Origin of the sequence: Nonomuraea ceibae (genome assembly GCF_019396325.1) — a bacterium.
Lineage (GTDB): Bacteria > Actinomycetota > Actinomycetes > Streptosporangiales > Streptosporangiaceae > Nonomuraea > Nonomuraea ceibae.
The window spans coordinates 1-11868 of record NZ_JAHKRO010000186.1 but is presented as its reverse complement, the minus strand read 5'-3'; the positions used below and the strand labels follow the sequence as shown (position 1 = coordinate 11868).

At 74.6% G+C, this 11868-nt stretch carries 6 protein-coding genes; all 6 read right to left on the bottom strand.

Translation table 11 applies throughout. From position 1 onward, the window contains the following. Positions 1-57: 57 nt before the first annotated feature. The 6 genes from KME80_RS47865 to KME80_RS47840 all read right to left on the bottom strand — a co-directional run bounded on the left by KME80_RS47865 (position 58) and on the right by KME80_RS47840 (position 11598). Positions 58-2877: a glycoside hydrolase family 2 TIM barrel-domain containing protein gene (locus tag KME80_RS47865; RefSeq protein ID WP_219518988.1), complete on the bottom strand. Its 2820-nt coding sequence runs from the start codon at positions 2875-2877 to the stop codon at positions 58-60. A gap of 11 nt (positions 2878-2888) precedes the next feature. Next, on the bottom strand, positions 2889-4073 hold the full coding sequence (locus KME80_RS47860; protein ID WP_308126247.1) for a M20 metallopeptidase family protein: 1185 nt from the start codon (positions 4071-4073) through the stop codon (positions 2889-2891). Next, entirely contained in the window at positions 4070-4633 is a 564-nt protein-coding gene (locus KME80_RS51400) for an amidohydrolase family protein (protein ID WP_308126246.1), read from the bottom strand. The genes KME80_RS47860 and KME80_RS51400 overlap by 4 nt, the downstream gene beginning before the upstream one ends. 735 nt (positions 4634-5368) lie before the next feature. Continuing rightward, positions 5369-8758, bottom strand: a complete 3390-nt coding sequence (locus KME80_RS47850; RefSeq protein ID WP_308126245.1) for a phosphodiester glycosidase family protein — start codon at positions 8756-8758, stop codon at positions 5369-5371. 62 nt (positions 8759-8820) lie between these two features. Then, on the bottom strand, positions 8821-10920 hold the full coding sequence (locus KME80_RS47845) for a hypothetical protein (protein WP_219518982.1): 2100 nt from the start codon (positions 10918-10920) through the stop codon (positions 8821-8823). Positions 10921-11148: 228 nt separating this feature from the next. Next, positions 11149-11598, bottom strand: coding sequence for a Clp protease N-terminal domain-containing protein (locus KME80_RS47840; protein ID WP_219518979.1), 450 nt, complete (start codon positions 11596-11598; stop codon positions 11149-11151). Positions 11599-11868 lie beyond the last annotated feature (270 nt).

Here is an 11868-nt window from a genome sequence, read left to right as displayed (position 1 = left end):
CCCCAGCGAGGACCGCCCGGCACCGGGCCGGGCGGTCGTTGCCGGGGGCCGGTCGGGTCAGATCGGGGCGAAAGTGAAGGTGAAGGTGGTGGGGGCGGGCCTGAGTTCGTAGCGGGGCAGGGTGCCGGGGCCGCAGGCGGCGGTGCCGATGCCGTGCTGGGCCGCGTCCAGGTGGACGTGCACCCGGTCGCCCGGCACGAGGTCGGGCAGGTGGGTGGCGCGGTCCAGGTCGGCGGTGCTCCAGCGGCGGGCGGTCAGCCCGAACACGGGGTCGCCCGCCACCCGCAGGCCCGCCGCCGGCCCGGTGAGCTCGGCCCAGCGCACGTCCGCGCGCTGCCCGTTCTCCTGCGGGTAGACGTACGGGGTCTGGAGCTCGTCGACGGTGGCGCTCCAGCGGCCGACCCGGGTGGCCATCCCGGTGTCCGGGTACGCCTCGCCGGGCCCCCGGCCGAACCAGGTGACGCGGTCGAAGGCCGCCGGCAGGGTCAGGGCCACGCCGAGCCTGGGCAGCGGCTCGGTCCAGTCGCCGTCGGGCTCGACGTCCACGGTGAGGCCGAGGACGTCGCCGCCGGCGCTCCACCGGTAGGTGACGCGCAGGCCGACGTCGGTGGCGGCGGGCGCGACGCGGGTGCGCACGACCAGGCCGTCGCCGGTCTCGACGGCGTCGACCCGGTGGGTGAGCCGGTGCAGCCCGAGCCGCCGCCAGCGCCCTTCGGTGTCGCTGTAGCGGTCGTTGTCGATCGGCGCCCGCCACAGCTCCAGGCGCGGCCCCTCGACGTCGATCCCGAACAGGCGGGTGAGCCGCCCGCCGACCGGGTCGAACACGCCGCCGCCGAGCACCAGCTCACCGCCCGGCGCGGCGGTCACGGACCCCGGGGCGGAGATCGCGGCCGGCGCGGGCCGGGCTCCGCCGTCGTGGTAGGGGGCTCCGCCCGTGCCGAGGCGGACCTGGCCGAACGCCACCTCGTGGCCCGCCGGCGCCCACGCCTCGTCGCGGGCCAGCACGGCGCGCACGGTCAGCCACCGCTCACCGTCACCCTCGGGCAGGTCGGGCAGCTTCACCTCGCCCCCGCCCGCGGGCACCTCCAGGGCGAACGCGGCGACCTCCTCCCCGTCGATCTCCAGCAGGGCGGAGAAGGCCAGCCCGGTCAGGTCGCGGAACCCGTACAGGCAGGTGATCGACACGGCCCCGGCCGAGAAGGCGAACCGGACGGGCTCGTACACCTTCTTGAGGTCCAGCAGCCCGGGTGACGGCGTCCGGTCGGGGAACAGCAGGCCGTCGATGACGAAGTTGCCGTCGTGGACCGGCTCGCCGTAGTCGCCGCCGTAGGCGTGGCCGAGCACCGGGTGGGTGAGCCCGTGGTCGATCCACTCCCAGACGAACCCGCCGGCCAGCCTCGGGTAGCGTTCGAACAGCTCCTGGTATTCGGCCAGGCCGCCGGGCCCGTTGCCCATCGCGTGCGCGTACTCGCACTGCAGGAACGGCATCGCGCGCCGCCGGGCGTCGAGCGCCGGGTCGTCCAGCGGCTCCTCCACGCCCCGCCCGATGGCCTCGACCTCGGCGTGGGAGGCGTACATGCGGGAGTAGACGTCCACGTCCGGGCAGGACAGGTCGCCCTCGTAGTGGATGGGCCTGGACGGGTCGCGCTCGCGGGTCCAGGCGGCCATGACGGCGAGGTTGCGGCCGGTGCCCGCCTCGTTGCCGAGCGACCACATGACGACACTGGGGTGGTTCTTGTCGCGTTCCACCGTGCGGCGCATGCGGTCGAGCAGGGCTTCTTCCCAGCGCGGGTCGTCGATGGGGTTGGCGCGCCAGCCGACCTGGCCGAAGCCGTGGGTCTCCAGGTCGCACTCGTCGATCACCCACAGCCCGAGCTCGTCGCACAGGTCGAGGAAGTCGGGGTGGGGCGGGTAGTGGCTGGTGCGGACGGCGTTGACGTTGTGCCGCTTCATCAGCAGCACGTCCTCGCGCATGGTCTCGTACGGGACGGCGCGGCCGTGGTCGGGGTGGAACTCGTGCCGGTTGACGCCCTTGAACAGCAGCGGCCGCCCGTTGGCCAGCAGCACGCCGTCGACGATGGAGATCGTCCGGAAGCCGATGCGCAGCCGCACGGTCTCGTCGTCGAGCCGCACCTCGGCGTCGTACAGGCGGGGCGTCTCGGCGGTCCACGGCTCGACGTCGAGCGTGACGGGGGTGCCGGAGGCCAGGCCGGTGACGCCGAGCTCGGCGACGGTGAGCAGGCCGGGCCCGTCGAAGCTGAGCGTGCCGCGCCCGTCGTCGTAGGAGGCGTGCACGAACACGTCGGCGGCCGAGCGGGTGAGCGTCACGTCGCGGAAGATGCCGGGCAGCCACCACATGTCCTGGTCCTCCAGGTAGCTGGCGGCCGACCACTGGTGGACCCGGACGGCGAGCACGTTGCGCCCGGGCCGCAGCCAGGGCCCGGCGTCGAACTCGGCGGGCAGGCGGCTGCCGGTGGTGAAGCCGAGCTCGTGCCCGTTGAGCCACACCTTGGCGTACGACTCGACGCCGTCGAACCGCAGCCGCCCGCCGGTCCAGCCCTCGGGCAGGTCGAAGACGCGGCGGTAGTCGCCGGTGGGGTTCTCCGACGGCACGTGCGGCGGATCGATCGGGAACGGATAGGACACGTTGGTGTAGGCGGGCGCGCCGTGGCCGTGCAGCGGCCAGTGCGACGGCACGGGCAGCTCGTCCCAGCCGGAGTCGTCGTAGCCGGGGGCGACGAAGTCGTCGGCGACGCGGGCGTGCGGCGAGAGCCGGAAGCGCCAGGGGCCGTTGAGGTCGAGGGAGGGTGCGTCGGAGCGGAGAGCCGCCCTGGGAGCCAGGCGGCCGGAACCGGGGGTGAATGTCTCGATGTCCATCGCCGCCGAGCCTAGAGGCTGGCGGTGCTTTCGTCAGCGGCGAGGTAGCCGGCCAGCATGCTCTCCGCGACGGCGCCCACGCTGGCGTCGTCCGGCAGGAACCCGGGCGTGTGCAGGCCGGTCTCGGTGTCGACGCCGACGAACATCATCAGCGACGGCACCAGCGCCCCGTACTGGGCGAAGTCGTCCGCGCCGCACGAGCGCAGCTCGGCGGTGACCGTACGGCCCCGCGCGCGCAGCAGCTCGCCGGTCCGCACGGCCAGGGAGGCGTCGTTGACCAGGACGGGCTCGCCGGGCAGGACCGTCACCTCGGCTTCGCAGCCGTGCGCCCTGGCCACGTCGGCGGCCATCTGGGCGAAGCGCTCGTGCAGGGTCTCGCGCCAGGGCTGCGACAGCGACCGGAGCGTGCCCCGGGCGACGGCCTCGCCGGGGATGGCGTTGGGCGCGGTGCCGGCGTGCACGGTGCCGAAGGTGACCACGGTCGGCGTCATCGGGTCGGCGGCCCGGCTGACGAGCTGCTGGGCGGCCACGATGACCTGCGCCATCGCCACGACGGGGTCGCGGGCCAGGTGCGGGTAGGCGGCGTGCCCCTCCTTGCCCCTGACCGTCACCCGGAACTCATCGGAGGAGGCGTTGACCGCGCCGGGCGTGCAGGCGATGACGCCGTCGTCCAGCACCGGCTGCACGTGCGCGCCGATCATGGCGGTGATCCGGTGGCGGCCGAGCGCCCCGGAGCGGACGATGTCGGCGGCCCCGGACGGGTAGCTCTCCTCGCGCGGCTGGAGCACGACGACGAGCGGCGTGACGCCGCCGTCGCGGGGGCCGAGCACGTCCGTCACCCGGTCGACGGCGCGGGCGAGCGCGACCACGGCGGCCAGGTGCACGTCGTGGCCGCAGGCGTGCATGGCGCCGTTGACCGACGCCCACGGCACGCCGGTCCGCTCGACGATCGGCAGCCCGTCCAGCTCGCCGCGCACGCCGACGGCCGGTCCGGCGCCGCCCACGCGCAGCAGCGCGCCGGTGCCCGCGACGTGCTCCACCTGGCCGCCGGGCAGCGCGTCGAGCACCCGTTTGAGCGTCGGGCCCTCCTTGCCGGACAGCCGGGGCTCGGCGTGCAGCTCGCGCCGCAGCTCCACGGCCGTGTGCAGCTCGCGCCGGAGCACCTCGCGCAGCAGGACGTCGCGGCGGCTGGTCACGGCGCCCCCAGGCCGTAGACGCGGCGGGCGTTGTCCGCGCCCACCATCGCCGCCACCCGCGCCGCCTGCGCCGCCGACCACTCCCCCTCGGCGACGAAGCCGCCCAGCACCCGGGCCATCGCCCGGCGCCACAGCTCGGCGCCGAGGAAGTGCAGCTCGGCCGGCCCCCACGCGTCGGAGGAGAACAGCAGCTTGGCGAACGGCGCCACCTCCAGGCTCTCGGCCACCAGCGCGGCGCAGGCGGCGCCGCTGTAGTGCAGGCCCAGGCCGACGTCGAAGTAGACGTTCGGGTACGCGTGCGCGAGGTAGCCGGCCTGGCGGTGGTACGGGTAGCAGTGCAGGAGCAGCAGCGGCACCCCGGACGGCTCGGCCCGCTCGATCAGCCCGCGCAGCAGCAGCGGGTCGGAACGCCGCAGGTCCAGGTCGGGGTCGCCGAGCCCGGTGTGGATCTGCAACGGCAGGCCGCGCTCGATCCCGGCCCAGACGGCGTGGCGCAGCAGCACCGGGTCGTCCAGCCGGGCGCCGCCCCCGGCCAGCCAGCGGCCGGCCGCCTCGGTCACCTCGGCGGCCGCCCGCCTCGGTCACCTCGGCGGCCGCCGGCGGCTCGGGGTCGGCGTCGAGGCCGTGCCGGTAGGCCAGGACGGTCTTGACCGCCCGGGCGGTGCGGGTGCGCTCGGCCAGCGTCTCGGCGAAGCGCCCTGCGTAACCGGCGGCGTCGACGCCGGTGGCCGCGACCTGTTCGGCGACGGCCTCCAGCCGGACCACCTCGTCCACCGGGGCGCCGGTGACCTCGGCCATGCCGGACGGGCCAAGGATCTCGCCGGGCCGGTAGCCGGTCTCCACCAGGTAGTGGCCGACGCCGGAGGCGCCGAGCAGGCGGCGGTTGACCTCGTCCGCGCCGAGCCGGGCGCGCCTGGCCAGGTACGCCTCGGGCGCGGTGTGCGGATCCAGCCCGAGCAGCGGCGCGCAGTGGCGCAGGATCGCGTGACCGAGCTGGGAGTCGAACTGCGTCATCCAGGAGGGCACGGGCCGGTCGGACTCGGTGATGAGCTCCTCGAACGCGGTGCGCGACAGGTCGTGCCCGGTGGCGCCGTGCACGTGGTGGTCGACCAGCGGCAGGTCGCGCAGCGCGGTGATCAGGTCGGTCACTGGGAGGGTCCTACCCGGTTGTCGGACTTCGGCATCCTCCCCCCGTTCCCGCGAGATCGCCTCCCGAACGCCCCGCCCGGGAAGGGGCGGGGCGTTCGGGGGCGATCAGGCCGCGGCCTCGGCGGTCAGAGCCGCGGCCTTGGCGGTCAGGCGGCGGCCTTGGCGGTCAGGGCGACGCCTGCCTGCCGGGTGACGCCGTTGACCGTCACGGCGACCGTGACGTTCCCGGGCCGCAGCGCGGTGAGCGTGCCCGCCTCGGGGTCGAGGACGGCCACGTGCCACGGCTTGGCCGTCTGCCGGGGCCCGACGTGCAGGTTCGGCGAGCCCGACCAGCGCGCCGACACCGGGTAGGCGGCCGGGACCGCGCGCTCGTCCTGCTTGACCGTCGCCGACACCGGGGCCGGCGCGCCGACCGCGACGGTGGCCGGAGCGCTCAGCGTGAGCTCGTCGACGTGCGGCCTGACCTGGGCGCCGATCCACGTGGGCGCGTCGGCGAACCAGTTGCGCCTGACGTGCTCGGCCTCCTTGCCCGTCACCGGGTCGACGCCCCACAGGGACCAGCCGGTGAAGCCGCCGTCGCCGGGCGCGGTGGCCGGGTTCTTGCCGGAGTTGCCGTTGATGAAGTACGGCACCGCGTCCACGCGGGAGGCGTGGAAGGTCCCGACGTGCGCGCCGATGAACGCGGCGCCCTTGCCGGTATCACGCTGGAAGCCGGCCAGCCAGCCTTCGACCAGCGCGGCCTCCTTGCGGTCGCCGAGCTGGCTGCCCTTGCCGGGCGTCGGGTCGCGCGGCGGCACGTGGAACAGCACCGCCACCGAGCCGACCGAGGAGTCGCGGGCGGCCTCGTCGAGCTCCGAGCGCAGCAGCGCGACCTGCTCGAAGCCACCGCCGCGCAGGTTGAGGCGGGAGGTGTCGAGCGTGATGAACCGGGTGCCCTTGTGGTCGAAGGTCCGGTACGTGTCGCCGAAGACGGCCCGGAAGTTGTCGATCTTGCCGCCCATCACCTCATGGTTGCCCGGGATGTAGTGATATTTCAGCTCACCGCCGAGTTCCTCATCGAGGATGCGCTTGGCCAGCGCGAAGTCCTCCGGCGACGCCTCGTCCACCAGGTCACCGTTGATCACCAGGAAGTCGGGCTTGGCCGCCTTGATCTCGCGCAGCGTGCGCCGGGCGTTGCGGACGATGTCGCTGTCCGGATCACGCGCGACGAACTGGGCGTCCGACATGACCGCGAACCGCCACGGCATGTCGCCGACCTCCGGCCGCACCACCGGATCGGCCACGGCCGGGACCTCGGGCGCCTCGACCGACGGCGGCACCTTCGCCACCAGCCCGTCGATCAGGATCTCGTTGGTGTACGAGGCCGCGGCCTTGGTCTCGGCCACGTAGAAGCGCCGCAGCTTGAGCGGGTAGTTGACGCCCGGCGGCACCGCGAACTCGACGAACTTCCAGCCCGTCCACGTCAGGTACGGGCCGCGCAGGATCTGCGACTGCCCGGCCGCGTCGTAGAACTCCAGGCTGGGCCACTCGCCCTTGCCGGTGGAGTGGATCCACAGGCCGAACGCCTGCGGCTGGCCGTTCACCACGATCTGCTCGGGCGGGCTGGCGTACGCGGCGCGGGTGGCGGTGGACTGGGTGAAGTCGTAGGCGAGCTTGAGCCCGCCGCCGCTCTGGCCGGGCGCGGCCGACAGCGAGCCGGTGGCGCGCGCGGTGGCGAACTTCCACGAGGCGGCGTTCTCGAAGTCGGCCACGGACTGGTCCTCGAAGCCGACCGTCACCGGCACCGCGGTGCTGATCTTGCCGACCTTGGCGGTGATGAGCCCCGACCCGGTGGGCCGCTTGGCCTTGACCGTGAAGTAGCCCTGCTCGGCCGCGGTGACCTCGAACAGGCCGCGGTCGTAGTCGAGCGTGAGGTCGGCCGGCTCGATGGGCGCGCTGTTGCCGTTGCGGTCGTAGCCGACGACGCCGAACGCGGCGGTGCCGTCCTGGCCGGGCAGGCCGACCCGGTCGGCGGTGGCGCCGAGCCGCCGCAGCGGCTGCAGCACGGTCAGCTCCAGGGTGCCCTTGGCCTTGCCGCGCGAGGCGGTGACCTTCGCCTGGCCGGGCACCAGGGCGTGGAACCTGCCGTCGCGTACGACGCCGTGCACGGCCGGGGTGGAGCGCCACAGGGGCGTGCCGGACGCGGGCCCGTACGTCTCGTCGTAGCCGGCGGCGGTCAGCCGCCGGGTGAGCCCGGGGAAGACGCGGTCGGGGCGGCCACCGGCGACGGGGGCCGCGCCGGGCGCCCTGGCCGGGTCGGTGGCGGTCTCCAGCCAGAAGCCCTTGAGCTTGCCGCTGCCCTCGGGCGCGTAGAGGGCCAGGCCGTTGGGCACGTGGCGCTCGCCGCCGTCGGAGGGGCTGTTCTCCACCTGGACGTCGGCCTGGCCGGGCTCGCGGGCGAGCAGCGTGGAGGAGCCGCCGCCGTCGAGGTTGAGCGCGTCGGCGGCGCCGAGGTCGGCCATCATGGCGGCCAGCTCGTCCAGCGTGACGCCGCGGCTGTCGGCCTGGCGGCCGTCCACCGTGAGCAGGTACATCTTCCTGCCGTCGGCGGAGAAGCCGACCGCGGTGCGCGGGTGGGCCGACTGGTCGGACGAGTGCTGCACGGCGCCGTCCTTGACCAGGACGTAGTTGCCGCCGACCGCGGACTCGACGGCGCCGCCGTCGGAGGCCTTCGGCTGGTAGCGCACGTCGACCCGGTCGCCCGGCTTGAGCGCGGCCAGGGCGCTCGCGCCGGCGTCGCGGCCGAGCAGGATCGTGGTGCCGGCCGTGACGGGGCCGCTGCCGGCCTCCTGCCGCACCGCCGCGACCACGCCGTCCTTGAGCTCGACCTCGGTGACCGAGGCGGCGCCCTCGACGGCGCGGGCCCGGGTGTAGGAGCCCCACAGCGGGGTGAACAGGCCGACGCCGTTGTTCTGCACGATCTGGTTGAACTGGGTGAGCGTGACCGGCGCGCCGCCCTCGGGGGTGGCGGTGCCCTCGAAGTACATCTTGAGCACCCGGCCGACGCCGTCGGCGCTGACGGCGACCGCGTTCTCGTGGCCGGCGCGCGGCGACTGGACGAGCTCGCCGTTCTGGACGCCGATGCCCTGGGCGGCGCCGGAGTTGTTGATGTCGAAGAAGTCGCCGTTGACGGCGGCGACGGCGCGCGAGCGCTTGGCCGGTCCGGACAGCGGCTCGGTCTTGGACACCTCGCCGGAGTACACGTACCCGGCCTTCGCGCCGCCGCCGAGGTCGGCGGTGAGCGCGTCGGCGCGCAGCCAGCCGAGCGCGTCGTAGGTGTCGAAGGAGGTCAGGGTGATGCCGGGCGCGACGGGCCGGGTCTTCTTGTCCGTCTCCAGCCTGCCGCCCGGGGCGTCCGAGGTGGCGATCAGCGTGGAGGGCGGCGGATAGGACGACGCGGTGAGCGCGTCCTCTGCAGGGGGTGTGGGCTCGGCGTGAGCGGGGGACGCCGCGGTTAACACCAGAGCCGCGGCGGCCAGATAACGGAGGGTCTGCACGACCGAACTCAATCGCCCATGGATATAACTTTCAAGACTTGGGGGTGAACTAAAAGAAAATTTCAGATCTTGCCGGCGACGACCCGCTCATCGGGCGCCCCGTCACCGGCTCCGGCCTCCTGCGGGGCCGACCTGATGCCCGCGTAGAGCACCAGCGGCACCGCCGTGGCCACCGCCATCGACAGCACGGCCGTGCCCGAGTCGTTGACCAGCATGCCGACGACCCCGCTGACCAGGGCGCCGATGAGCCCCGCCCGCAGCATCGGGGTGCGCGCGAACGCCCTCGGCACGATGCCCGCGCTGATCTTCTCCGGCCGCAGGATCGCGAAGACCAGGAACGCCAGCCCGGCGATGACGATCGGCATGAGGTTGGGCGAGAGCATGGTGTTGAGCATGGCGCCGAGCTTGCGCATGATCATCGGCCAGAACGTGCCGTCGATCACCTGTCCGACGAACCTGCCCAGGTGCGTCTGCGCGGCCGGGGGCCGCAGGTGGTCGAGCACCGCGATGATCGACACGGCCACGCCGCCCAGCACGCAGAACGCGCCGAGCTTCACCACCGACACCTTCCGGCCCGCCACGAGCAGCGCGGTCACCGCGATGCCCGGCACGAACGCGATCACGCCGCCGAAGTCGCTGCCCACGCCCGGCCAGCCCGCCAGCAGCATCGCGACCACGCCGAGCCCGGCCACCACCCACACCGCGGCCCGCCTGTGCCCGCGCCGCACCAGCCGGTCGGCGGCCATCGCCGTGGTCATCAGCACACCCGTCGCCAGCAGCGCGAACGGGATGTTGGCCAGCCCGTAGTAGCGCCCGCCGACCACGGCGGTGTAGCCCATGAGGCTGTTGAACTGCAGGTAGGTGCCGGTCAGCAGGTCGGCGACGAGCACCAGGCCGGTGAACGTCGCCACCACCGCCGGCGGCCCCAGCGGGTCGCGCCGCCACGGCCCGCCCACCGCCAGCCCCACGATCGCCAGGTCGATCGCCACGACCGCGCAGACCAGCGGGACGATCGGGTACGTGCCCTGCACCCAGGGCACCAGGTTGACCAGGTACGTCGAGACGGGGACCGCCGCCAGGCCGAGCGCCACCGGGCCGATCGCCCCCGGCCGCCTGCGCCGCGACAGCACGAAGTAGGCGATCGCATAGAAGAACACCGTGATCGTGGCGAAGACGGTGAAGAACACGCCGGTCGCGCTCCGTACGGTGGTGGCCTTGAGGTCGGCCTCCCGCAGCCGCTCCACGCCCGCGTCCCGCCCGGCGACGTCGCCGGGGGTCCAGGCGATGCCGATGACCGTGGGCGGCACCGGGATGCCGGCGGCGGTCAGCACCGTCGTCGTGATGTCGGTGAGGATCACGATGTCCTCGCGCCGGGTGGAGCTGGTGCCGAGGATCGCCCCGCGCGCCTGGTCGTGCTTCCACATGGCCACGCGCAGGTGCGGCACCGAGCCGTGGTCGCCGTTGCCGGCCAGCACCACCTGGGTCCCGGCGGGCAGCTTGGCCAGCGCCGCGCCGACCTCCGCGTCCGCCGCCCGCACCGCCGCGCGCCGCGCCTCCGGCGTGATCGCCTCCGGCTCCCTCGACAGCTTGCCGTCGGCGCCGAGATAGGGCCTGATCAGCTCGTCCACGTCCACGGCGACGACCTTGCAGCGCGACCAGTCGGCCAGCGAGGCCGGGTCGGGCGCGTACACGTCGACGCGGCCCTCACGGTCGCCCAGCGCCAGCGCCGCGCCCCGGCCGACCGCCGTCGTGCACTCCCCCGCCGCCTGCACGGCCGCGCCGAGCGTGCCCACGTAGCCGCCGTCACGCTTGGCCAGGATGCCGGCGAACCCCGGCACCACCGCGCCCTCACCCCGCCGCTCCGGCTCCGGCGGCAGGCCGCAGCGCTGCCCGAACGCCGACCGCACGCCCGCCGAGACGGTCAGCCAGCCGTCGTACGGGCACGCCACGGTGCCCAGGGTCTTGACCGACACCGAGCCGAGATCGCTCTGCCCGGCCAGCCGCCACAGGTTCGGGGCCGACTCGGGGGTGACGTCGTCCCAGTGCAGGCCCGGCACCCCGATGAAGGCCACCCGGCCGGGAGCGGCGTCGTCGGTCGCCGCCACGGCGGGCGCCGCCCACCACAACGTCGAAGCGACCAGCAGGAAAAGCGCCCACCTCACCGTTGGCCCCCATGCGGAGAAGGAAGGGAGTGCGGCGGGGCCGCCCCGCGCCACTCATGTCATGGAACGCAGGCAACCTAGCACGGGAGCAGCCGCGGAGGTGATCCTTTTCACGCCCCGGGACTGGGTGCGGCACAGGCTCCCGGGGCGCGGCTCACAGGAAGGCGGCCACGACGATCCCGGCGACGATCAGGGCCGCCGCGGTGAGCACGGCGGCCCGGGCGATCGTCACGGCGAGGCGTCCGGGGTGAGGCCCGCCCGCTCCTCCAGGCGCTCCAGCCGCCGGATCACGGGCTGCAACTGGTCCCGCATCACGGCGGCCAGCATCTGCGCCGGATCCTGCGCACCGCCCGCGGGCGCGCCCGCCACGGGGGCGCCTGCCGCAGGCCCGCCTGCCGCAGGGGCGTTCGCCGTGGGGGCCTGCTGGGCCTGGGCGCGCAGGTGGACGTAGCCCGCCAGCGCGGCGACCACCGCCCGGCGGGTCAGCCTCGGCTCCGCACCCAGGCCGCGCAGCACCTGCCCGGCCGTCCCGTCGGGCTCGTTCACCAGGCCGAGCAGGAGGTGCTCGCAGCCGATGTAGTTGTGCCCGAGCGACGCGGCCTCGTTCACGGCGAACTCCAGCGCGTTGGCCGCCGCCCCACTGAACCGCCCCCCACCCTGCTCCCCAGAGGAAGCCACCCCGGAGGCAGCGCCTTCGGAGGCAGCGCCTTCCGGGGCGGCGCCTTCGGGAGACGGCGCATCGGCGGACCGGGGGGCCGCACCCCCGGCAGCCGGCTCCCCGGAGGCTCGGGGACCGGCCCCCTCGGTGTCCGATCCGCCGGAGGCGAGCGCGCCGGCGCCCTCGGGGTCCGTCCCGTCGGGCCGCCGGCCGGCGCCCTCCGGGGTTGGAACGCCCGGGAGGCGGGAGGCGCCTTCCGTGGTTGGGGCGGCCGGGAGGTGGGGGCGGGC